The organism is Candidatus Corynebacterium faecigallinarum (genome assembly GCF_052264515.1).
GTDB classification, from domain to species: Bacteria; Actinomycetota; Actinomycetes; order Mycobacteriales; family Mycobacteriaceae; genus Corynebacterium; species Corynebacterium faecigallinarum.
Genome location: NZ_JBQQOC010000024.1, coordinates 17,036 through 40,977, shown reverse-complemented (window position 1 = coordinate 40,977; position 23,942 = coordinate 17,036). Strand labels below are relative to the sequence as shown.

At 67.4% G+C, this 23,942-nt stretch carries 20 protein-coding genes; 16 read left to right on the top strand and 4 right to left on the bottom strand.

The features are described 5' to 3' along the window. Positions 1–203 precede the first annotated feature (203 nt). The 8 genes from ACTXPP_RS11650 to ACTXPP_RS11615 all read left to right on the top strand — a co-directional run bounded on the left by ACTXPP_RS11650 (position 204) and on the right by ACTXPP_RS11615 (position 8,385). Positions 204–1,586, top strand: coding sequence for an alpha/beta fold hydrolase (locus ACTXPP_RS11650; RefSeq protein ID WP_301497891.1), 1,383 nt, complete (start codon positions 204–206; stop codon positions 1,584–1,586). A 39-nt stretch (positions 1,587–1,625) separates the two neighbouring features. Continuing rightward, positions 1,626–1,895 (top strand): FitA-like ribbon-helix-helix domain-containing protein, encoded by a 270-nt coding sequence (locus tag ACTXPP_RS11645; protein ID WP_301497893.1) that lies wholly within the window; start codon positions 1,626–1,628, stop codon positions 1,893–1,895. 5 nt (positions 1,896–1,900) lie between these two features. Next, positions 1,901–2,314, top strand: coding sequence for a type II toxin-antitoxin system VapC family toxin (locus ACTXPP_RS11640; protein ID WP_301520588.1), 414 nt, complete (start codon positions 1,901–1,903; stop codon positions 2,312–2,314). A 35-nt stretch (positions 2,315–2,349) separates the two neighbouring features. Further along, positions 2,350–3,852, top strand: a complete 1,503-nt coding sequence (locus ACTXPP_RS11635; RefSeq protein ID WP_443342221.1) for a basic amino acid/polyamine antiporter — start codon at positions 2,350–2,352, stop codon at positions 3,850–3,852. 427 nt (positions 3,853–4,279) lie between these two features. After that, on the top strand, positions 4,280–5,188 hold the full coding sequence (locus ACTXPP_RS11630; protein WP_443342219.1) for a PhzF family phenazine biosynthesis protein: 909 nt from the start codon (positions 4,280–4,282) through the stop codon (positions 5,186–5,188). A gap of 137 nt (positions 5,189–5,325) precedes the next feature. After that, positions 5,326–5,700: a DoxX family protein gene (locus ACTXPP_RS11625; protein WP_301498727.1), complete on the top strand. Its 375-nt coding sequence runs from the start codon at positions 5,326–5,328 to the stop codon at positions 5,698–5,700. 32 nt (positions 5,701–5,732) lie between these two features. Continuing rightward, positions 5,733–7,028, top strand: a complete 1,296-nt coding sequence (locus tag ACTXPP_RS11620; protein WP_301498728.1) for an MFS transporter — start codon at positions 5,733–5,735, stop codon at positions 7,026–7,028. Between the two features lie 25 nt (positions 7,029–7,053). Beyond that, positions 7,054–8,385 carry a lipase family protein gene (locus tag ACTXPP_RS11615; RefSeq protein WP_301520866.1) on the top strand — a complete coding sequence of 444 codons (1,332 nt, stop codon included), beginning with the start codon at positions 7,054–7,056 and terminating at the stop codon, positions 8,383–8,385. Between the two features lie 15 nt (positions 8,386–8,400). Here ACTXPP_RS11615 and ACTXPP_RS11610 read toward each other — a convergent pair whose 3' ends face one another. Together ACTXPP_RS11610 and dnaJ are read right to left on the bottom strand one after the other, a co-directional pair. After that, positions 8,401–8,919, bottom strand: a complete 519-nt coding sequence (locus tag ACTXPP_RS11610; protein ID WP_301498225.1) for a heat shock protein transcriptional repressor HspR — start codon at positions 8,917–8,919, stop codon at positions 8,401–8,403. Positions 8,920–8,933: 14 nt separating this feature from the next. Beyond that, entirely contained in the window at positions 8,934–10,154 is a 1,221-nt protein-coding gene (gene dnaJ, locus ACTXPP_RS11605) for a molecular chaperone DnaJ (RefSeq protein ID WP_301520867.1), read from the bottom strand. Between the two features lie 141 nt (positions 10,155–10,295). Between dnaJ and ACTXPP_RS11600 the strand changes: the two genes are divergently transcribed. From ACTXPP_RS11600 to ACTXPP_RS11590, 3 genes are all read left to right on the top strand, one after another. Next, complete coding sequence (locus ACTXPP_RS11600; protein WP_301498227.1) at positions 10,296–11,447, top strand: hypothetical protein; 1,152 nt, start codon at positions 10,296–10,298, stop codon at positions 11,445–11,447. A gap of 17 nt (positions 11,448–11,464) precedes the next feature. Then, a complete protein-coding gene (locus ACTXPP_RS11595) occupies positions 11,465–14,296 on the top strand; it encodes a hypothetical protein (protein ID WP_443342215.1) in 2,832 nt (943 codons plus the stop codon). A gap of 222 nt (positions 14,297–14,518) precedes the next feature. Continuing rightward, on the top strand, positions 14,519–15,631 hold the full coding sequence (locus tag ACTXPP_RS11590; protein ID WP_443342213.1) for a DUF559 domain-containing protein: 1,113 nt from the start codon (positions 14,519–14,521) through the stop codon (positions 15,629–15,631). A 90-nt stretch (positions 15,632–15,721) separates the two neighbouring features. On the opposite strand, the gene grpE is transcribed toward ACTXPP_RS11590, so the two are convergent. Both grpE and dnaK read right to left on the bottom strand, forming a co-directional pair. Beyond that, positions 15,722–16,429, bottom strand: coding sequence for a nucleotide exchange factor GrpE (gene grpE / locus ACTXPP_RS11585; protein ID WP_301520430.1), 708 nt, complete (start codon positions 16,427–16,429; stop codon positions 15,722–15,724). Then, the gene (gene dnaK / locus ACTXPP_RS11580) at positions 16,426–18,297 is read right to left on the bottom strand and encodes a molecular chaperone DnaK (RefSeq protein ID WP_301524948.1); all 1,872 of its coding nucleotides are present in this window, start codon (positions 18,295–18,297) and stop codon (positions 16,426–16,428) included. Before dnaK ends, grpE begins: the two co-directional genes overlap by 4 nt. Positions 18,298–18,920: 623 nt before the next feature. On the opposite strand from dnaK, the gene ACTXPP_RS11575 reads away from it, so the two are divergent. From ACTXPP_RS11575 to ACTXPP_RS11555, 5 genes are all read left to right on the top strand, one after another. Then, entirely contained in the window at positions 18,921–19,829 is a 909-nt protein-coding gene (locus ACTXPP_RS11575) for an alpha/beta hydrolase (protein WP_443342211.1), read from the top strand. Positions 19,830–19,895: 66 nt separating this feature from the next. Further along, positions 19,896–20,981, top strand: a complete 1,086-nt coding sequence (locus ACTXPP_RS11570) for a hypothetical protein (protein ID WP_443342209.1) — start codon at positions 19,896–19,898, stop codon at positions 20,979–20,981. 87 nt (positions 20,982–21,068) lie between these two features. Beyond that, complete coding sequence (locus tag ACTXPP_RS11565; RefSeq protein WP_301496622.1) at positions 21,069–22,340, top strand: pyridoxal phosphate-dependent aminotransferase; 1,272 nt, start codon at positions 21,069–21,071, stop codon at positions 22,338–22,340. 13 nt (positions 22,341–22,353) lie between these two features. After that, a complete protein-coding gene (locus tag ACTXPP_RS11560; protein WP_443342207.1) occupies positions 22,354–23,634 on the top strand; it encodes a sensor histidine kinase in 1,281 nt (426 codons plus the stop codon). Between the two features lie 81 nt (positions 23,635–23,715). Next, entirely contained in the window at positions 23,716–23,931 is a 216-nt protein-coding gene (locus ACTXPP_RS11555; protein WP_443342205.1) for a hypothetical protein, read from the top strand. Positions 23,932–23,942 lie beyond the last annotated feature (11 nt).

Genomic DNA, 23,942 nt, shown 5'->3' with positions numbered 1-23,942 from the left:
CCCGACCAGGTCATCGCCTTCCGCCTCGATCTGCTTTTGCGCCCCCGATTGAGGAATCCGTTGCCATCGTCTCCAGGAAAAGTGGGCGCAAAAGCAGATCGAGGCGAGGTGCGCTCCGGGCACGCTCTGGGCACGCTCGGGGGCGCTCACTCCGACAGACCTGGCACCCCTGCACCCGGGTCACTTCCGGTAGGACTTGAAGCATGAACCTCGCGACCACCCAGACCCGCCGGCATGGCCACACCGTCAAGGAGCACATCCTCACCGCGCCACTGGTCCACGGCAGCGCCAGAAACACAGGCGACACCAGCAGCACAGGCGGCACCGGCAGTACAGGCAGCGCAGACACCCGGACCATCGACATCTACGCCCGTCAGTACGTCCCCGACGGCGGCGAGAACCTGCCGACACTGCTGTTTCTGCAGGGCGGCCCCGGCCACGGCAGTCCCCGGCCCCAGGCCAACGGCGACGGCGGGGAACTGAGCGGCTGGCTGGGCGAGGCGTTGAAGAACTACCGCGTGATCCTCTTCGACCAGCGCGGCACCGGACGGTCCACCCCGGTCGACGTCGCCGTCCCCGAGGCCTTGGGACCCAGCCCGGCCGACCAGGCCGAGTACCTCACCCACCTGCGTGCCGACAGTATCGTCGCCGATGCCGAACTGCTCCGTGAGGCGCTGGGCGAAGATCCGTGGACGCTGCTCGGACAGTCCTTCGGCGGTTTCTGTATCACCACCTATCTTTCGCAGCGTCCCGAAGGCGTGGCCGAGGCATTCTTCACCGGCGGGCTGCCCGGCTTCGTCGGTGCGTCCGACACCCGTATCGACGACGTCTACCGTGCGACCTACGCGAAAACCGCCATCCGCAACGACCGCTTCACCGCCCGGTACCCGTGGGCGCAGCAGCGCATCGCCGAGATCTGCCGACACCTCGACGACACCGAGGAGTCTCTGCCCACCGGCGAGCGCCTGACCTCGCGACGGTTCCGCACCGTCGGCATGAACCTGGGCCGCACCGGTGGCTTCGACACCCTGGCCTACCTGCTGGAAGAACCGTTCCGCACGGTTCCGGGCAGCCCGGGTTCCGCCGGACGACGCCGCCTGCGCACCCCGTTCCTCACCGAGCTGTCCAGTCACCTCAGCGTCGCCGATGCCCCGCTGTACGCGGTGGTCCACGAGACGATCTACGGCATCCGGGGGGCGACCAACTGGTCGGCGCATCGGATCCGCGAGGAGGTCCCCGGCTTCGCCGAGGAGGACGGCCACTACCTCACCGGCGAGCACTTCTACCCCTGGCACTTCGACGAGGACCCTGCACTGCGTCCGTGGAAGGCCGTCGCTGACCTTCTCGCCGACAAGGATGACTGGACGCCGCTCTACGACGCCGACCAGCTGCGTAACACCGAGGTTCCCACCGCCGCGGCAGTGTACCTCGACGACATCTTCGTCCCCTTCGAACTGTCGATGGAGACCGCTGCGACGATCCGGGGACTGCAGCCGCACGTCACCAACCGCTGGGAGCACAACGGCATTTCGCAGGACGGTGCGTCCATCTTCAAGCACCTGCGGGCGCTGACCCAAGACCACTGACGGCAGCCCCTTCCCGAGCTATGCATGTATAATGCATGCATGGGTGTCAACATGCAGATCCGCAACGTCCCGGAGGGGGTCCGCGACCGCATCGCCGAACGAGCTGCAGCGAAAGGGCAGAGCATCCAGGCCTACCTGCTCGAGATGGTGGAACGCGAAGCCCGGTTCGCCGGCAACGCCGCAACCTTCGACATCACTTCGGGTAGGCGCACGTCAATCACCGTCGATGATGCGGTCGACGTCGTGCGCGAAGGTCGCGAAGGCGGCGCCGAGGTCGACCGAGGGGACCTCCACGGGGAACTCGGATGATCGTCGTGGACGCCAGCGTCTGGGCAGTCGCCCTCACCGCTGACTCGGCAGAAGCATCCGCCGCGCGACAGGTTCTCGCCGACGACGTGCACTGGGCCATGCCGTCCCACGGACCGCTGGAGACTCTGCGGACAATCCGCCGTTTCGAAGCCTCCGGGCGTCTGTCCCCCGCATTGTCCACCGCCGCCATCGACGCGATGTGCGCCACCGAACTGGAAGTCGCGGAACCTTCGGCATCGCTGCTGCGGGACGTCTGGGCGCTCCGGCACCACATCAGCCCCTACGATGCGGCCTATGTCGTCCTCGCCGCCCGCCATGATTGTCCTCTGGTCACCTTCGACAAGCGTCTCGCCCGGGCGGCATCCGACGTCGGGGTGGAAGCCGTTGTCCCGTCGCCGGCCCCGCCACCGGACCACTAGGGCGATTCCGCGTCGGTGGGCTAACCTCATTCCCCGTGAATGTAACCCGGGACAGTAAAGACACCGTCCGCCTCCCCGTCCTGATCTCCCTGATCCTCGGCGCCTGCATCGGCTCCGGCATCTTCGCGCTGCCGCAGAACGTGGCGAACGTTGCCTCGCCGGGTGCGGCGATCATCGGTTGGACGATCACGGGCGTCGGCATGCTGTGCATCGCCTTCGTCTTCCAGTCCCTCGCCCAGCGCAAGCCGCACCTGGACTCCGGCGTGTACAGCTATGTGCGTGCCGGCCTCGGCGACTTCGTCGGCTTCGCCTCCGGCTGGGGCTACTGGCTGGCCTCGATCATCGCCCAGGTCGGTTACGCCACGCTGTTCTTCAGCTCCCTGGCCTACTTCTTCCCCATCTTCGACGGACGCAACCTGCTGCTCAACGCCCTCTGCGTCTCCGTGCTGAACTGGACGATCTTCGCCGTACTGGCCCGGGGAATCCGGCAGGCCGCGGTGATGAACCTGATCACCACCACGGCGAAACTGCTGCCGATCGCCGCCTTCCTCATCCTGGTGGCCTTCCTGGGTTTCAACACCGAGGTCTTCACCGCAGACTTCTGGGGACGCGCCCTGACCTTCGGTGACGACGGCGACGAGGCCGCCAGCCTGTCCACCCAGGTCAAGGGCATGATGCTGTTCACCGTGTGGGCGTTCATCGGTGTCGAGGGCGCGTCGGCGTACTCCCGGCGCGCCAAGACCCGGCGGGATGTCTCCCTGGCGACCCTGCTCGGCTTCCTCGCGGTGTTCGTCCTGCTGCTGCTGGTGAGCTTCCTGTCCTACGGCGTGGCGTCCCGCGAGGACCTCGCGGCGATGGGAGACAACTCCATGGCCGAGGTGCTGAAGCTGGTCGTCGGCCCCTGGGGCGGCGGGCTGATCTCCGCCGGTCTGTGCATCTCCGTGCTCGGCGCCTACGTCTCCTGGCAGATGCTCTGCGCCGAGCCGCTGACGCTGATGGCGCAGGACAACCTGCTGCCGAAGAAGCTGGGTCGCATCAACCCCTCCGGCGCCCCGGTCTCCGCGCAGCTGCTGTCCGCGCTGGTCATCCAGCTGTTCATCGTGATCTTCTTCCTCAACGAGTCCGCCTACACCACGATGGTGCAGCTGGCGACCTCGCTCTACCTGATCCCCTACCTCTTCGGCGCGCTGTACCTGATCTTCCTCGCCACCCGTGGGGAGGGCATCCGGCACCCGGAGGCCGGCCGGTCGATCAACCTCGACGGCCCGACGGTGGGCCGGAGGACGAACCGTCTGCACCTGCTGATCGCGGTGGTGGCGTTCATCTACTCGGTGTGGCTGTTCTACGCCGCCGACCCGAAGTTCGTGCTGCTGGGGATGGTGCTCGTGGTCCCGGGCATGATCGTCTACGCCATCACCCAGATCCAGGGCGGACGCCGGGTCTTCAACGCCTTCGAGTGGTTCGTCGCCGCCGTGGTCGTCGCCGCCGCGGTGACCGCCGTGGTGCTCTGGACGCAGGGAGCCATCGACCTGTCGTAGGCCCCGGAGTCTGGCGCCTGGGCCTGGTGTCTGGGCCTGGTGTCTGGCGCCTGGTGTCTGGCACCTGGTGTCTGGGCCTGGTGTCTGGCGCCTGGTGTCTGGCACCTGGTGTCTGGGCCTGGTGTCTGGCGCCTGTCCGACCCGGCTTTATCCTCTGCGTCATCGGAGTGTGCCCAGCGTCATCGAAGAATGTCGCTCTGGCTCATCAAAACGACATTCTTCGATGACGCTGGGCACACTTTAATGACGCAACTCGGCCTGACGGGGCGCGCGCGTGCCTGAGAGCAATGAACTTGCACACCTGACCGCAGATCCAGGGGCGAGACGCGAGTGCGCATAACAGGACGTGGGTATCCCGCATCCCTGCTGGGAACTCCCCCAGACATTCAAATGCAACGGCCACGCTGACCCCCCTAGAATCGCCACCATGCGCACCCGCCCCTTCACCCAGGTCGACGTCTTCTCCCCCACGCCTTTTCTCGGCAATCCGCTGGCGGTGATCTTGGACGCAACCGGGATGACCGACGAGCAGATGCAGGACGTCGCACTGTGGACGAACCTCTCCGAGACCACCTTCGTCCTGCCGCCCACGTCGGACGGCGCGTCCGGGGGCGCCGACTACCGCGTCCGGATCTTCACGCCCGGCGGCGAAGTCCCCTTCGCCGGACACCCCACCCTCGGGACCGCACATGCGTGGTTGGAGAACGGTGGGACGCCGCGACGGGACGACGTGGTCGTCCAGGAATGCGGGGCCGGCCTGGTGGAGCTCACTGTGAACACTGGGGACACTGGGGACACTGGGGACACGGCAGGTGGGCTCGCCTTTGCTGCCCCTCCAACCACCCGGTCTGGACCCGTGTCGGACGCGGACCTGGGTGCCTTCTGCGCCGCCCTCGGCATCGACCGGGACATGGTGGTCAACCACCAGTGGGTGGTCAACGGGCCAGAGTGGGCGGTGGTCCAGCTGCCGAGCGCACAGGACGTCCTGGATCTGGGGCCGGATTTCTCCGAGCATTCTGACCTGCTGCTCGGCGTGGTCGGTTTCTACGGGGACGAGGATGGCCACGACAATGGAGACGGTGACAGCGCAGATGTTGAGGTCCGCGCCTTCGCCCCGGGCGCCGGAATCCACGAGGACCCGGTGACCGGGTCACTCAACGCCTCGATCGGCCAGTGGCTGCTGCGCTCCGGCCAGGTAACCGGGGCGTACACCGCCTCCCAGGGCACCGTCATGGGGCGCACCGGCCGGGTCACCGTGACACCCACCGCGGACGGCGGGAACGTGCTCGTCGGAGGGGCCACCACCACACTGATCCGGGGAAGCGTCGACGTCTGATCAGCGCACCGTCGGCACCACCGGGGGCTAGCCGGGGACACCTGGCTCGACTACCATTCTGGGCACCACCCGATGTACCATCACCTGCCTTTTCTTTCCCCGCGACATCATCGCGGGTGCCCCCCGCGGGAGTCGTCATGACCGTGATCCTCTGGACCATCAACATCATCCTGACCGTCGGCTTCGTCGGCTCCGGATTGATGAAGCTCGGCCGGGCGAAGGGCTCGCTGGTCGATGCCGGACTGGAGTGGGCCGACGACTACGGTGAGAACACCGTGAAGTTCATCGGCGCGGTGGAGTTCCTCGGCGCCCTCGGACTGATCCTGCCCCGCGCGCTCGGCATCGCCCCGGTCCTGTCGACCGTCGCCGCAGCCTGCCTGGCACTGGTCATGGTGGGGGCTGTGAGAACCCACGTCCGACGTGGTGAATTCCCCGGCCAGGCAGGCACCCCGGCCGCAGCATTAGGGGTTCTCGCCGTGACCAGCGCGACACTGGGGACACTCACCCTCTAGTCAAAGATACCGGGGGGGGTACCCTATCCGGCATGAATGTTACCCCGGAGCAGGTCGCCGCCGTCCACCGTCGGACGCTGAACGTGGTGATCCTCAGTCAGGTCCTCGGCGGTGCCGGACTGGCCGCAGGCATCTCCGTCGGCGCCCTGCTCGCCGCCGACATGCTGGGGTCGGACGGCCTAGCCGGTCTTCCCACCGCCCTGTTCACCCTAGGCTCCGCACTGACCGCCTTCCTGGTGGGACGCTCCACACTGCGCCTGGGACGCCGCATCGGCCTCGCCGCCGGGTTCGTCGCTGGCGGCCTGGGTGCCGTCGGCGTCATCGTCGCCGCCACCATCGACAACCTGCCACTACTGTTCATCTCCCTGTTCGTCTACGGCGCCGGCACGGCGACGAACCCGCAGGCCCGCTACGCCGGCGCGGACCTGGCACCTGCGGACAAGCGCGGCCACGGCACCTCGATGGCGATGGTCGCCACCACCATCGGCGCGGTGGCCGGACCGAACCTCATCGAGCCGATGGGACAGGTGGCGGACGCCCTGGGCATCCCCACGCTCGCCGGGCCGTTCATCCTCGCCGCCGCCGCCTACCTCAGCGCCGGTGCGGTGCTGTTCGCACTACTGCGTCCGGACCCTTACCTGTTGGCCCGGCAGCTGTCGGGGACTGTGACACCGGCCGAGAGCACAAGCACTGAAGACGCGGTACCGCACCACGGCACAGCCGCCATCCCACCGGTCGGTGCCGGCGCCTGGCTCGGTGCCACGGTCATGATCCTCACCCAGATCATCATGGTCGCGATCATGACCATGACCCCGGTCCACATGGCCGCCCACGGCCACGGCATGGGCGCGGTCGGCCTGGTCATCGGACTGCACGTCGGTGCGATGTGGTTGCCGTCGCTGGTCACCGGACGCATCGTCGACACGGTCGGACGCATCCCTGTCGCCCTCGCCGGCGGAGTCACCCTGTTGACCACCGGGGCACTGGCCGCACTCGCCCCTGGCGACAACCTGACCCTGCTGGTCATCGCACTGATACTGCTCGGACTGGGCTGGAACCTCGGGCTGGTCTCCGGCACGGCGATGGTCGTCGATGCCACGGTGCCGGAGAACCGCCCGCAGGCCCAGGGCACCATCGACGTCGGTGTGGCATTGTCCGGCGCAGTCGCCGGTCTGGGCTCCAGCGTGATGATGACCGCGACGAGTTTCCAGGTGTTGGCCATCGTCGGTGGCGCACTGTCACTGCTGATCGTGCCGGCGCTGATCCGAGAACGGCGGGCCAGGAGAAGCATTGAAAGAGCCGAAAGTACCGAAAGAACATTCGTGTGACAAAATAACATCTGCAGTTCTATCCATGACTTCTCCTCGCCGCCGACTGGCCGCACCCTTCACCACGCCCAGGGCCGTGACCGTACCCGCCGCTGCTGCTGCCCCGGGCGTCCCACCGTCCCTCATCGCCGCCGACCCGAGCATCGCCGAGCCGGCGTCCGACCCCTTCTACACCCCGCCGGCGACGATCCCGGACGCCCCCGGCTCACTGATCCGCGACCAGCGGGCATCCCACCCGTTGGACGTTGCCGCCCGCGCCGACAAGATCCTCTACACCTCCACCACGCAGGACGGTGTGCCCGTCGCCACCAGCGCCACCGTCATCGAACCGGCGGGACGGTGGCAGGGCAACGGTCCGACCCCCACCATCGTCTTCGCGCCCGGCACCCGCGGCAGTGGCGACGACTGCGCCCCCTCGAGGGCGGACAACCTGCTCGGCGCGATTACCGACGACTCCAGCCAGCCGATGAACTTCAACTACGAGTACCCGTTCTATGCCGCGGCGTCCGCCATGGGCATCCGGGTCATCGCCGCCGACCTGATCGACCTGGGAACCCCTGGTCAGCACACTTACGTCAACCACACCGAGGAAGGCCAGGCCGTACCGGACGCCGCGCGTGCCGGCGTGGAGTTCGTCGGTGCGGCGGCCGACTCGCCGATCGGCTTCTACGGCTACTCCCAGGGTGGTGGAGCTGCGGCCGGGGCGGCCGACCATGCTGCTACCTACGCCCCAGAGCTCAATGTGAAGGGCACCTTCGCCGGTGCCCCGCCCGCCGACCTGCTCGAAGTCGTCAAGGCGGTGGACAACCACATGATTGCCGGAGTCGCCGGCTACGCGCTCAACGGCGCACTCGCCCGCCACCCGGAACTCGCCGATCTGCAGGACGAGTACTTCAACGAGAAAGGCCACGAGTTCATGGCCGCCACCGCCGACGAATGCATCGGCAACTCGGTGGAGAACTGGGAGAACACCGACACCCGTACCCTGACCAAGGACGGCCGGTCGTTCTCCGGGATCGCCGAGTCCGATCCCCGCCTGCGTGATGTGCTGACCAACTCCCACTACCGGCTAGGCACCCGGGCACTCAACGCACCGATGTTGGTCCTCAACGCCGCCCACGATGACACGATCCCCTACGACCAGTCCCGTGAGATGGCGGCGTCCTACTGCGCTCTCGGAGGGTCGGACGGCGCACACGCGCCGGTGCAGTTCATCACCGACCCGATGCCGGAGATCGCACCGAAGACCGCGGCGAACCACGCCGTGCCGATGTTCTCCCAGGCCGGGACGGCGTTCAGCTGGATCGTCGACCGGTTCAACGGGGTTGCCGCGCCGAACAGCTGTGGGTCGCTGTAACGGCACCCCGGGAGACTATTTGTCGGGACGCTCCTGGTCACGCCGTCCCTGGCTCGGCCTGTCCTGTCCACGCCCGTCCTGCCCACGGCGCCGCTGCTCCCACAGCACCACCGCGGTGGAGCGCGGCACGTGCACGATCTCGCCGCGCCGGCGTCCGCCAGCGGTACCAGCACCACCGGCACCGTCCCCCTCCGCACGCCGCTCGGCCGCGGCCAGGCGACGACGCAGGGCGGCCGCCTCATCCTCCAGGTCGCGGACCCGGTTCTGCAGGTCGATGATCGCCTTGATCCCGGCGAGGTTCACACCCTCATCGTGACTCAGCCGCTGGATCTCCTGAAGCTGTTCGATGTCGCCCTGGGAGTAGCGGCGTCCACCACCGCGGGTACGCTCCGGGGAGACCAGGCCCATCCGGTCGTAGGTGCGCAACGTCTGTGCGTGCATGCCGGTGATCTCGGCGGCGACGGAGATCACGAACACCTCGCGCTCGCCCCGGTCAGGACGACCGTTGCCGTTGCTGCCTTTCTGCTCCGCCATCCTCGATCACCTCATCAGTTCCCGGACCAGTCCGCACGGGGGTCGAACCCGGCCCGCTTCTCTTCCTCGGCATAGTGGCGCAGGGCACTGGCCGCGCCCTCGTCCAGCTTCTTCGGCACCGCGACCTTCACGGTGACCAGCAGGTCACCGGAGTTGCCGTTGCGCTTGGTCACGCCCCGGCCCCGCACCCGCAGGGTGGTGCCGTCGGCGGTGCCGGCCGGGATCTTCACCCGCACCTTCGTGTCCAGCGTCGGGACGGTGACCGTCCCGCCGAGTGCGAGTTCGGTGAAACTCACCGGGACGGTCATCTTCAGGTCGTCACCACTGCGGGTGAACAGGTCGTCCGGCTTCACGTGGACGGTGACGAACAGATCTCCAGCGGGACGTCCCCGCTCCCCGGCCTCGCCCTGGCCGGCCAGCCGCACCTTCTGCCCGTCGACGACACCGGCGGGCACCCGGACGGTGATCGTGCGGGTACGCGTCACCCGACCGGTGCCGGCGCAGTCGTCACAGGGGTCCTCGATGCGGGTGCCGGTGCCGTTGCAGTCAGCGCAGGGCCGTGAGAATCCGAACGCCCCACGGTTCTCCGAGACCATGCCGGAGCCGGAGCACGTGCCGCACTTCGGTGCGGAGGTCCCCGGGGTGGCACCGGAACCGTGACAGGTGGTGCAGGCAGCCGGGCTGGTGAGCCGGATCGGGACGGTGACACCCTTGGTCGCCTCGCGGAACTCCAGGGTGATATCGGTCTCGACGTCCGCACCGCGGGTGCGGCGGGTGCGGGTGGAGCGGGCGCTGTCTCGACCTGCCCCGCCTCCGAACATGTCGCCGAAGACATCGCCGAAACCGCCACCGCCGGAGCGTCCTGACCGGTTGAACAAATCACCCAGGTCGAAGCCCTCGGACGTCCCCGCCCCGCCGAAGCCACCGGCGCCACCGGCACCGGCACCGCCGCCGGTACCGAAGCCACTGAAGCCGCCGTAGCCACCCAGACCACCGCTGGCGACCATCTGCTTCAGCTCGTCGTACTCGCTGCGCTTGTCCTTGTCACCGAGCACGGAGTAGGCCTCGGAGGCAGTCTTGAAGCGGTTCTCAGCGACAGTGTCCCCGGGGTGCGCGTCGGGGTGGTTGTCCCGGGCGATCTTCCGGTACGCCTTCTTGATCTCGTCGGCATCGGCCGTGGATGACACGCCGAGGTCAGCGTAGTAGTCCTTGTCGATCCACTCCTTCTGAGCCACCGTCGTCCTCTCTGTCTGGTACGTCTTCGTTGTATCGATGTTCTCGCGGTACAGCGTGAAACTTGAGTCTATCACGCTAAGGTCTACCTCCCTCAACGCACACCCGGCACCCCACATTCCCGGCTGTTAGGATGTGAGTCCATGTTCTTCCGAGGCCGACGCAGACGACGTGCGACACAGCAGATTCAGCAGGACGACCTGCATTCTCGCAGCGTCGTCGACACTGACGGCCCGGACCAGATGTTCCCCCACCTCACCGCCGAGCGCGCCGATCTGCTGCGCGAGGAAGCCATGCAGGCCCTCCACGACGAAGGGTTCGACACCGTCTGGCGTCCCGACGGATACATCGCCGCCACCCCGGAAGGCCGGCCCAGCGCACCCCCGCGACTCGTCGGGCTCGACAACCTGTCGCTGCGCATCGCCCAGGAGCCCGTGGACACGCCGAGGTCCGACATCGCCCGGTTCGTCCGCACCTTCGTGCGCACCGTGGTCACCGATGCCGAGGTCGACATCGACGCCCTGCCGGACGCCGACTTCCTGCGTGGCCTGAAAGTCCGGATGATGCCCACCGAGATGCTGCAGGCAACTCCCGGCAACACGGCCGGGAACCCGAACTTCCAGGACGGCGTCCGCGAGATCGCCGAGGGCCTGTCCGCCGCACTGGTGCTCGACACCGATGCCGCAGTGATCACCCTCAACGACGACCACCTCACCGCCCACGGTGGGGACACCACCGACGGCCTCTCCGACCTGCACCGTGTCGGCCACCGCAACACCTGGCAGGAACTCGTCGACACGCCCGTCAACGTCACCCGGGTCACCGGCGACGACCCCGGCGCGCGGTTCTGGGCCCTGGACTCCGAGAGCTTCTTCCTGGCCACCGCCCCGCTGTTCCTCGACCAGTTCCTGGCCCGGTACATCCCGGGACTCGACACCTCCGAGGGGGTACTCGTCGCCGTGCCACACCGCCACCTGGTGCTGGTACGCGAGGTCAGCATGGGCACCGACCTGCTGGAGGGTATCAACGCGATGACGTCGGCGGCCGTACACCAGTTCACCGAGAACCCCGGTGCGGTGTCACCCCGGCTGTACCTCGACCACAACGGCGAGCTGAACGCCTTCACCGGTGTCACCACCCGGGACAACGGCCAGCAGGTGCTGCAGGTCTACCCCGACGAACACCTCATGCGACGACTCAACGAAGGAGACGGAATCGACGGCGTGGACGGTATCGAGTACGGCAACCCCGACGACCCGGATGGTCCTGACCGGCCGAACGGCGACGACGTTTGAGGGGACCGGAACGGAAGGTGAACCGGCGCGGATTCCTCCTCGGCGGCGCCGGAGCCGTCGGGCTCGGCGCCGCCGCCGTCGGTGGCGCGATGCTGCTCGGCGGGCAGGACGGCCCCATCGGCCCCGGTGGTGGCGGTGATGATGGCGCCGACAAGATCCCGGCCATCGACCCCGGACCGCTGCAGCTGCAGGTCAACGACGCCGATCACCCGGGGCGGGTCAGCGTACTCACCGCCGACGGAACCGCGCTGGTCCACTTCGACGGCTACCGGCTGACCTCGTCGATCGGCACCCGGGCCGCCACGGTGGACGACCCGTCCGGCGGGGAGCCCGGCACCGGTCCGGTGCGCGTGGAGTTCGAGGTCACCGACGCCGACTACACCGCCGCGGTGACCTACCGGGCGGAGGGATCGACCGTCACCGCCGACTGGGAATTCTCCGTGCCCGGCACCGGCTACGCCGATGGTGACGCGCTGCTGCGCTCCGGACGTATCTACCGCACCCTCGTCGACGCCGACAGCGACACCGGCATCCACATCCCCGCGACCCGCTGGAACCGCGACCCCGGTGGCGGCGTCCCGGTACTGGACCGTGTCACCGAGCTGCACTTCATCGACTGGACCAGCAGCGACGAAGATGGGGACACCCGGATCTCCGGCTGTCTCAGCGCCGAGGGCTCCCGCTCCCGCAACACGACCACCCTCCACGCCCCGCCCACCCCGCCCGCAGACCACACCGACGACGGACTCTGGCGGGCCCACGTCGAGTTCCGCGCCGACACCACCGCCGCCGCCGCCCGTGACCTGCTGGACGACGGACGCACCCTGCTCGCTGGCGGCGTCCTGTCCCACCCCGCACTGCCGGAGCGCACCGTGGACGTCAGCGGCCCGGGCACGTACAACGTCCTCACCGAGGCCGGCGAGCAGACCTTCACCGTCGGCGTCACCGACGCCCGAAGCCGCACCAGCAGCACCAGCAGCACTGACGTCGAGGTCGTCGCACGCAGCTTCACCGGCGAGGAGGTACACCGCTCCACCCACACCGTCGAGGTCCCCGAGGACACCGACTACGTCGACACCGAGGTCACCATCGACCTGCCGGGCCCCCGCTCCTGGACCGCCGTCGAGGTCACCTGCGCCGACTCCTTCGCCCGCACCGCCGCCGCCGTGTGGCCGGAGTACGAGTACGGTCCAGCCGAACAGTCCATCGTCGGGCTGAGTGGTTTCTCCGCCCAGGCGTCCGGTTCACAGGCCCCGGCCCTGGAATCCGCCGAGGACGAGAAGGAGCTGTGGCAACGCATCGGTGTCGCCCACCTGCGCAACCCCTGGCTGAGTGCCGAGGAGTCCGTCGACCTCGGCATCAGCAACGCACTGCAGCCCGGCGGCTCACCGGGGCAGTTCAGCGATGAACGCCTCGACCGCGGCGGCCAGACCTTCACCGAATGGGCCACCGACAACATCGACCGTGGCGAGGATGCCGACGTGTCCCACTACGAGCTGCTCAACGAGTGGAACATCGACGGCACCGACATCCGGGGCCGCGCCAGGGAGTACACCAGCGACTGGTTGATCCCCTTCCGCGCCGAACTCGACCGCCGCGGCTCCTCGGCGAAGCTCATCGCCATGGCATTGGCCGGATGGGACGCGTCCTTCCTCGACATCATCGACGACGACGGCGGGTGGGACGCCCTCGACGGCATCGCCGAACACGCCGGACGCGGCAACTACGTCCCCGACTACGACAGCGGGCGCTGGAACTTCCTCGGCCAGGTCCGCACCGCGCGGGCCTACCTCGACGGACGCCTCGAACGCGGTGGCAACGCCGAAGAACTGTGGCTCACCGAGTGCTACTCCTGCACCCGGCCGAATGCCTGGTGGTACGACGATGAACGCACCGCCGCCGACTCCGTCCTGCTGTCCCTGATGCTCGCCAAAGCCGAGGGCGCGACCGGCACCCACTGGTTCCAGCTCGCCGATGGACTGTGGCACGACAAGCACGGCGTCGACCCGGTGGAGAGCGAGTACCACTACGGACTGCTGCACGCCGACCGGTCGCCGAAACCATCGCTGCCGGCCTTCGCGCACGCGGCAGAGTGGCTGGACGGCGCGGTGTTCCTGGGGTGGGTCGAGTCGCCGCACCCCGACCTGCGCGGACTACGGTTCCGGCGCGGTGACGACAAGGTGTTCTGGGTCCTGTGGAGCCGGCAGGACGGCTACCTGAACAACGCCGACCACGGCACGGACAGCGCCTTCCCCCACCCCGAGGCATGGGTTGTCCCGGAGGGCGACACGGTGACCGTGACCGTGCCCGGGATGGAGACCGCCGTCGACGTCCTCGGCGCAGCGGTTCCACTCGGCGACGGCGGTGACGGCGACGGCGATGGCGATGGCGATGGCGATGGCGGCAGTGTCGCGGTGACCGTCGGAGCGTCCCCCATCATCATCAGCGGGGACCTCGACCCCGACCTGGCTGGGCCTGAGACCGTCACCGGGGACATGCGGGTCGACCTCACCGAGGTCACCGTTCGACGGGCTGAAGACTCCGACTCTGCACTGGTCATCGAGGGTGTCAACGGCACCGACTCGCGGTTGGGGCTGCGGGTGATGGGGCGTCAGGTCGACGGCGAGATCGACGAGAAGTCGGTCATCGTGCCCGCCGGGGAGTTCACCGAGGTCGTCGACATGGGTGAGTCCATGCCCCTGGACGACTCCTCCCCGGCCGCGTCGGTCGCCGGGGCCGTCGACGGGATACGCCCGCAGGTCCGGGTGTTAGCCCAGAAGCGGGAACGCACGGTGCCGGATGCCGCGGAGACGCAGGTCTACCGCGCGGAGTACTACCGCAGCGTATGAGCGGGGCGACTGGCGGGTGTGCGCGTCCCTCCCGTCCCCGCCCCCCACCTCACCTCACCACACCTCACCCCACCTCACCCCACCACACCTCACCACACCCACTGACAAATACCCATGGCTGGAGGTACGCTGACCAGCCCACACGCGTACCTCCAGCCATGGGGATTTCTCCGATTGCGACAAAGTGAAGCACCTGTCACCTCCCCACGGTTAGATAGGCCCATGGGGACATTCGGGGGACACCTGTGGATCAACGCCGAGAAGCAAGGGCGCATCAAACCGGGACGCGGACCGTACTTCACGCGCCGCGTCTACCCGTCGCGTACTCCTCGGCGACGCCGCGACGCGCTGGCCGACGGCACTCCGCGCAGGAAGGTCGACAGTTGGGAACGACTGGCCAGCGGAATCGTCCTACCACCTGATCCCCACGGAGCAACCGGCACACCGCCGGGCCACCGGCTCGGCCCCGCTGGATGGAGCGCAGAGGACCCCGGCACCTTGACCTGGGACATCCTCACCCGGCTCCGCGCCCACTGGCTGTCCACACCGGACAGCGTCGGCGCAGGATGGTGCGCCATCGCCGCCCACGGAATGCCGTACTGGGCCGACAGCGAGCCGGTCCTCCTGTTGTCGGAACGGCGTCGCCGGAACAGGACGAGCACCGGAACAGCAACCCACCGTCAGCTGACCGAAGGAACACCGACGGTCACCATCGACCCCTACTTCCCGCACCTCGAAGTGGTCGACGCGGGGACAGCCGTCGCCCAATGTGTCGCGACTATCTGGGCGGGGAAGAAGTCGTGGTGGGTGCCGGACGTACCGGGGCTCGACGATCGCGAGGTGCGTACCATCCAGTTCATCGACGCGTCCTACCAGTGCACACATCTCGACACCGACGACATCCGGTCCCGTGCACGGAACATCGTGGACCGTAGGACCCTCGACGGGTTCCTCGAGCTCTGCGACGTCGGGGCGCAGTCACCGATGGAGACGATCACCCGGCTGGTCCTGCGTGATGAGCTGCCGGCCGGGCACGGATGGACCTCGCAGGTGACCATCTCCCTGGACAGCGGGAGAGTCAGCAACCGGTCGATGCCCGGGGACAACGTCACCACACCCGACCTGGCGTGTACGTCATTGAAGGTGGCGGTCTACTACGACGGCAACCACCACACCGGCGAGGAGCAGAAGCTGAGGGACTTCCGGCTCTACCAGCGGCTCAAGAGTCTGGGGTGGGAAGCGGTGCGCATCGACAAGGAACTGCTGCGGGACCGGGCCGACATGTTGGATCAGATTCGGGCGGCGATCAACGCCGCCCGGCGCAACGCAATATGAAATGCCCATGGCTGGAGGTACGTGAACCGGGTGGTTCATGTACCTCCAGCCATGGGTATTCAGCGTGGAGAGCCGGAGGACGCGGCGGCGCTAGCGGTCGGCGATGACGACCATGGCGGTCCGCAGCACGCGGTCGCCGAGGCGGTAGCCCTTGCGCAGGACGGTGCCCAGCGCCTTGTCGTCGCCGGTCGACATGTCCTGCACGGCCTCGTGGTGCGACGGGTCGAACTCGTCACCCTCGGCACCGAAGGTCTCGACCTTCAGCGAGGCGAACACGGCGTCCAGCTTGTCGGCCACGGCCTTCAGCTGCCCGGTGAGGTCACCGTGCTGCTCGGCCAGGTCCAGGTCATCCCGGATCGGCAGCAGTCCGGCGACGGTGTCGGCCTTCGCGCTCTCACGGATCGCCCCCCGGTCGCGCTCGGTGCGCTTGCGGTAGTTGGCGTACTCGGCGCTCATCCGCTGCAGGTCGGCGGTGCGCTCGGCGAGCTCGACCTCCAGCGGAGATGCCTCGGGGGCGGCCTCCGCCTCGGCAACCGCCTCGTCAGCGGCGTCGGCGGCAGCATCTGCGGCGGCGGTGGCCTCGGTGGCGGTGGCGGGATCCTCGGCGAGGGCGTCTTCGACCTCGGCGTCCAGCACCTCGTCACCGGCACCACCGGCGTTACCGGCAGCGGCGTCGGCGGCTTCGGTGGCGTCGATCACGGCGTCCTCCTCCGGCGTGGTCTCGGCCAGGTCGGGGCCGGTGTACTCCTCGTCGGTCACGGCGGGATCACCGGGGTCGGCGGGGTTCGGCTGGGTCACTTGTTCTCACCCTTGTCGGCACTGTCAGCGCTGTCGGCGTCGTCCTCGTCGACGACCTCGGCATCAACGACATCGTCCTCGGCTGCGGCACCCTCGGCACCCTCGGCGCCGGCGCCCTCAGCCTCAGCCTCGTAGATGGCCTTGCCCATCTCCTGGCTCTCGGCGGACAGCTTCTCGACGGAGTCCTTGACGGCCTCGATGTCGTCGCCCTTGAGTGCCTCGTCGACGGCGTCGGCGGCCTCGGTGACCTTGGTCTTGGTCTCCTCGGAGACCTTCTCCTCGTTCTCGGTGAGGAACTTTCGGGTCTGGTAGACCATCGACTCGGCGGAGTTGCGGACCTCCTGCTCCTCGCGACGCTTCTTGTCCTCGTCAGCGTGGGCCTCGGCGTCCTTCACCATCTGGTCGATCTCCTCCTGGGACAGACCGGAGCCGTCCTGGATGGTGATGGTGGACTCCTTGCCGGTGCCCTTGTCCTTGGCGGTGACGTGGACGATGCCGTTGGCGTCGATGTCGAAGGTGACCTCGATCTGCGGCACACCACGCGGGGCCGGGGCGATGCCACCGAGCTCGAAGGAGCCGAGCAGCTTGTTCTGCTGGGCCATCTCGCGCTCACCCTGGAAGACCTGGATCTGTACCGACGGCTGGGAATCCTCGGCGGTGGTGAAGGTCTCGGAGCGCTTGGTGGGGATGGTGGTGTTGCGCTCGATGAGCTTGGTCATCACGCCACCCTTGGTCTCGATACCGAGGGACAGCGGGGTGACGTCGAGCAGCAGCACGTCCTTGACCTCACCGCGCAGGACGCCGGCCTGCAGGGCAGCGCCCACGGCGACGACCTCGTCCGGGTTGACGCCCTTGTTGGGCTCCTTGCCCTTGGTCAGGTCCTTGACCATCTCGGTGACGGCGGGCATACGGGTGGAGCCACCAACGAGCACGACGTGGTCGATGTCGCTGACCGGCACGTCGGCGTCCTTCAGGACGGCCTGGAAGGGCTTCTTGGTGCGGTCGAGCAGGTCCTGGGTGATGCGCTGGAACTCGGTGCGCGACAGGGTCTCGTCGAGGAACAGCGGGTTCTTGTCCTGGTCGACGGTGATGTACGGCAGGTTGATGGAGGCCTGCTGGGAGCTGGACAGCTCGATCTTGGCCTTCTCGGCGGCCTCACGCAGACGCTGCAGGGCCATCTTGTCCTTGGACAGGTCGACACCGTTGGCGGTCTTGAACTTGTCGACGAGCCAGTCGACGACGCGCTGGTCCCAGTCGTCGCCACCGAGGGCGTTGTCGCCCGAGGTGGCGCGGACCTCGACGACACCGTCGCCGATCTCCAGCAGGGACACGTCGAAGGTGCCGCCACCGAGGTCGAAGACCAGGATGGTCTGTTCGTTGTCGCCCTTCTCCAGGCCGTAGGCCAGTGCGGCCGCGGTCGGCTCGTTGACGATACGCAGGACGTTCATGCCGGCGATCTGGCCGGCATCCTTGGTGGCCTGACGCTGGGCGTCGTTGAAGTAGGCCGGGACGGTGATGACGGCGTCGGTGACGTCCTCACCGAGGTAGGACTCGGCGTCCCGCTTGAGCTTCTGCAGGGTACGGGCCGAGATCTCCTGGGCGGTGTACTTCTTGTCGTCGATCTGCTCGGTGGTCCATGCATCGTCACCGATGTGGCGCTTGACGGAGCGGATGGTGCGGTCGACGTTGGTGACCGCCTGGTTCTTCGCGGACTGACCGACCAGGACCTCGCCGTTCTTGGCGAAGGCGACGATCGACGGGGTGGTGCGGGCACCCTCGGAGTTGGCGATGACGGTGGCCTCGCCACCCTCCAGCACGCTGACGACCGAGTTGGTGGTTCCCAGGTCAATACCGACTGCGCGTCCCATGTGTTGATTCCTCCTGTGTATGTGGGCCGTATTCACCCGGGTGGCGTGAGTTTGATTGCCACCCGGGTCGCATTAAGTGAGCTTCACTCAAGTCTGCACCCCGGGTTCCGGAGAGTCAACTCAAGTTGAGTTCGCTCCACTCAATTGTCTGACATCCGGTACAACGGCCCGCAGCGCAAAGTTGTTCCCACTCCACTCAACTTTTTTTTCAGACAGCGCGAGCGCTCCCCTCACCTGCCTATATTCCCGGCATCCCCGACCCCGGACATGACCGAACCCCCGCAGCCGTCCGGGATGGACGATGCGGGGGTTCCGGGCCCCATGTCAGGGGCACTGTGAAATCAGAGACCGCCGAGCAGCAGGGAGAGCAGACCACCAACGATGTCGATAAGACCAGCAACGAGACCCGTGTTTTCCTCCTGAGGAAAATCGATTGATTGTGAGGGGTAATGGCTGTCAGGACTGTCCGGATCAGTTCCTTGAACCACCTATGAATCTATGGGCCCCGCACTACCAGCGGATTGCATGGCTGTTACAGGTCGGTGACAGTACTCAGACCCCCACCAGCCCACCGTGCCCAGCTTTTTCCCGCCGCCCACCACACCCCAGTAGACTGCTGCCACATGAGCCTGAGAATGCGGATCGTGGCCGCCTACATGAAACGGACCTCGCATCCTGTCATGTCCAGCGCCGAGAACACCGCCGCGGCGATCGCGGAACCGAAGAAGCCCCACAACCCACCGCATGAGCAGTACCAGGTCAACCACATCACCGTGGAGGAGCTCGACGGCTTCCCCGTCTACTCCGTGGTCCCGGCCACCGATGAACCCCGCGACACCCCCCGCGACATCGTGGTCTACGTGCACGGTGGCGCTTTCTTCCGCGAGCTCACCAAGTACCACTGGACCCTGGTCTCGGACATCGCCGCCGCCGGGTTCAAAGTCGTCGTACCCGTCTACGGCCTGCTTCCCGACCATGATGCCGAGGACGCCTATCCGTTCATCCGCGAGGTCTGGCGACGGGCAGCTGCGGAGGCCGAGGCATCCGGCCACACCGTCAGCATTGCCGGCGATTCCGCTGGTGGTGGCCTGGCGGCGGGATGCGTCCTGCGGTTCGCCGGCGAGGACGCGGCTGAACTGCCCGCCCCGTCCCGGATGGCACTGATCGCCCCGTGGCTGGACCTGACGGTCTCCGACCCGCGCGTGGAGGAGATCGTCCCGCGGGATCCGTGGCTGCATCCGACAGGATTACGTGTCGCAGGCGAGGCGTGGGGGCGCCGTAGCGGGGAGCAGGACGTCCTGACCACCCCCCTGTCGGCCGATCCTGCCATGCTCGCCGCCCTGCCGCCGACCCGGATCTGGTCGGGCGGCCGGGACGTCCTGCACCCCGATGCCAGCGCATTTGCGCAGGCCACCAGCTGTGACCTCACGGTGGTCCCCCACGCCCTGCACGCCTACCCACTGGTGCCGGCCCCGGAAGGGGCCACCGGACGCGGCGAGGTCGTCAGCTGGTTATCGGCCCCAGGGCGTTAGAATGGGTCACCACTGTCCTGCAGCTGTTCCTATCAGCGGCATAGTTTGACGAGACGAAGAGACACGATGAGCAACCCCTCAGACCCGCACCGGCACCACGGCGACGACCTCCCGCGCGACACCAGCGCGTTCGAGGACACCGAGTTCGCCTACCGTGACGGCGGTGCTGACGGTTACGAGGCGGAGGCCGTCACTCCGGACGAACCGGACGCCGCCGGCAACACCGGTGACAACAACGAGATCGTCGATGCGGAGGCCGAGGATCTCACCGGTTCCGACCAGGCCTCCGCCCCACTGGGCAGCACCGAGGACCCCGAGATGACCGGCATCATCCCGGTCATCGACGATTCCGTCATCGCCGAGCGCCAGACGCAGGACTCGCCGGACGCAGCGACGGAAGTGATCAGTGCTGCGGGTGCCGCTGGCGCGGCTGGCGCGGCTGGCGCGGCTGGCGCGGCTGGCGCGGCAGACCCGGATTCCCGGGGAGACGGTTCCGGTGGCGGTGGCGATGACGGCTCTGGCGGCGGTGGTAATGGCGGTAGCGGCGGCACAGCAGACGCCGACGGCGCGGACGAGCCGGGGAACGGCGACGATGCCACCGAGACTCGGCCGTGGTATGCCCGTATCCCCTCCTGGGCATGGATCCTGCTGATCGGGGCGGTCCTCGCCGTGATCACCGCTTTCATCGCCATGGGCCTGATGCGCTCCGACGACTCCTCGGACAACCGGACCCCCTACTCCAGCGTGGTGCCCAGCTATGAGCGTCCTGATGCCTGGGACCCCGATGACGCGGTCACCATGGAGAACCCCGGCAGCGGTGGCGGGCAGGAGTACTACCCGGAGCCTCAGGAGCAGTACGTCCCCGAGGAGAATGAGGGCAACCCGGACGATTCCGAGGTGAACGGCCCGTCCGACGACGAAGACAACGATGGCTCCGGCAACGACGACGACACCGGCAACGGCAACGGAAACGGAAACGGAAACGGCGGAGGCAACGACAACAACGATCTGCCCGGCGGAGGCAACGACAACGGTAACGGCACCGACACCGACAACGACAACGGTAACGGCACCGACACCGGCAACGGCGGCGGGGGCGACGACGGCGCCGGTGACACCGGCGGCGACGGTGGGGAGCCCGGCGGTGAATAGCGGCGAGTAGCCTCCCCGCACCCGACCACCGCACCCAAAAGGCGGGTCGGCGCCCGTGCGTCCGCACCAGCTGGCACAATTGTTGAAATGAGCACTGAAGACACACGCCAGCATTCCCGCGAGCCACGTCCGTCCGGTGCGCTGCGTCCCCTGGACCAGTCCACGAAACTCCAGAACGTCCTGTACGAGATCCGTGGCCCGGTCAATGCCGAGGCGGAGCGCATGGAGGCCGACGGCCAGCGCATCCTCAAGCTCAACACCGGCAACCCCGCCGCCTTCGGCTTCGACGCGCCCGACACCATCGTCCAGGACATGATCGCCGCACTGCCGTACGCACAGGGCTACTCGCAGTCCAAGGGCATCCCGTCGGCCCGCCGCGCCGTGGTCTCCCGCTACGAGGTCGTGCCGGGGTTCCCCACCTTCGATGTCGAGGACGTCTTCATCGGCAACGGCGTCTCCGAGCTGATCACCATGACCACCCAGGCGCTGCTCAACGACGGCGACGAGGTGCTGATCCCCGCCCCGGACTACCCGCTGTGGACCGCGGCCACGACCCTGTCCGGCGGCAAGCCCGTCCACTACCTCTGCGATGAGGAGGACGACTGGGCCCCGTCCATCGAGGACATCGAGTCGAAGATCACCGAACGCACCAAGGCGATCGTGATCATCAACCCGAACAACCCCACCGGCGCGGTGTACAGCCGGGAGATCGTGCAGAAGATCGTCAACATCGCCCGGGAGCACTCCCTTCTGCTGCTCTCCGACGAGATCTACGACAAGATCCTCTACGACGATGCGGTGCACATTCCCACCGCATCCCTGGCCCCTGACCTGCTCTGCATCACCTTCAACGGCCTGTCGAAGGCCTACCGGGTGGCCGGCTACCGTGCCGGCTGGGCGGTGATCACCGGTCCGAAGAGCCACGCCAAGGGCTTCATCGAAGGCCTGACCCTGCTGGCCTCCACCCGCCTGTGCGCCAATGTGCCCGCCCAGTACGGCATCCAGGTGGCGTTGTCCGGACGTCAGTCCATCGACGACCTGGTGCTGCCCGGTGGTCGTCTGCTGGAGCAGCGCAACGTGGCCTACGAGAAGCTCAACGAGATTCCCGGTGTCAGCTGCGTCAAGCCGATGGGTGCGCTCTACGCCTTCCCGCGGCTCGACCCGAACGTGCACGAGATCCACGACGACGAGCAGTTCATGTTCGACCTGCTGCGCTCGGAGAAGATCCAGATGGTGCAGGGTACCGGCATGAACTGGCCGGCGCCGGACCACTTCCGCGTCGTCACCCTGCCGTGGGCCCGTGACCTGTCCGAGGCGATCGAGCGTCTCGGCAACTTCCTGGCGTCCTACCGCCAGTAGCCGGAACGGCATCATGGCCACATACGGACGGGTGCGTCGCCGCATCCCGCTGGGCGCGGTGGAGACGGTCATCGCCGCGGGCATGGCCGTGGCACAACTGTGGATGCTCGATGAACCTGTCGGTCCACTCGCCATCCTCGTTGCCTCGCTGATGGTCGGGGTGGTGGCGCTGACGGCCCGCCTACCGCTCGTCGCCGCACTACTCTCCCTACTCGTACCGACCTCTGCTCTCTTCCTGGGGAGCTTTGCAGTCCTGTTCGCTCTCTTCTACGCCGCCCTGGTCCTGGAGATTGTCGTCGTCCGTGGTCTGTTGACCGTCGGCATCTTCCTGTTCATCGCCCATTGGGCACTCTCGACGGTCGACCTGGTGCACCAGGTCCTCTACATCGACCTGATGTCGCTGGTCATGGTCTTCGTCGTCCTGCTTGTGGCCTATCTCATCGGCTGGAACAGGTTCAACCAGCATCAACGGCAACAGATGCTGCGGGATTCGCTGGCCCAGCAGGAACGCGAACAACGCCTGGAACTGGCCCGCGAGCTCCACGACTCCGTCGCCACCTCACTGACCAGCGTGGTCATGCGCGCCCAGGCACTGGGTCTGGCCACGGAGGGAACCGGAGACACCGAGACTCGCTCCCAGCTCGAAGGGATCTCCGACACCTCACGAGACGCCCTCGACCAGTTGCGCACCATGCTGCGTCTGCTCAATGAGGAGCCGGCCAGCGCCACCTTCCGCACCCGTGGTGACAGTCGACCGCTGAAAAAGGCCTTCTCCACCGTGTCCAAGGAGATGCGGGCCCATGGCCTGAAGGTGTCCACCACCGTGGACCTGCCGTGGAACGTCAACCGCGCCGCCAACCGCCCCACATTGCCGGACGCACCCTCGCCGGGATCCCCCTGGTTCGACCGGGACACCGTGAGCAAGGTGCTCACCGAGATGGCATCGAATGCGGTCAAACACGCCAGCCCTCGCTCCACCGTGATGCTGGACTGCTACGTGGACGGAACCTGCCTGGTGCTGATCATGTCCAATGACATCACCGGCCAGTCATCCAGCGAGGAGGACCCTGTGCTGAGCTCCGGGCTGGGACTCGGGTCGATGCAGGCCCGGGCGTCCAAGGCCGGCGGGGTGTTGAAATCCGGCATCATGCGCCGGGACGCCACCTTTGTCGAAGCCGGACCGACCGGGAAAACCACCGGTCACGGGGAGAAGAATCTCCCCGACGGGGAAGAAAGTTCGGCTCTGGTATGGCGAACCTTGCTCCGACTCCCTATTGTAGTTATCGAACCGTGACCTAATCTGGACCGGACTGCCCCGGATCCAGGCGGATCCCACCGGGTCCAGTCACATGTGTCGTCACAAGGAGAAACCCCCATGCGCTCTACCCGTACCTCTGTCGTCCGTCGTCGCCTGCTTGCCGCTGGCACCACTCTCGTCCTCTCCTCCGGCCTGGGTGCCGGTGTCGCCTCCGCCTCTTCTACTGCCGCCGCCCCGACCGCCGGCGTCGAGTCCAGCGCAGTCGGCACCAAGGCCGCCACCGGCCAGCTTTTCGACTGCAACCTCTTCCCGAACTTCTGGTTCTGCCAGTAGGTCAGCCGGAA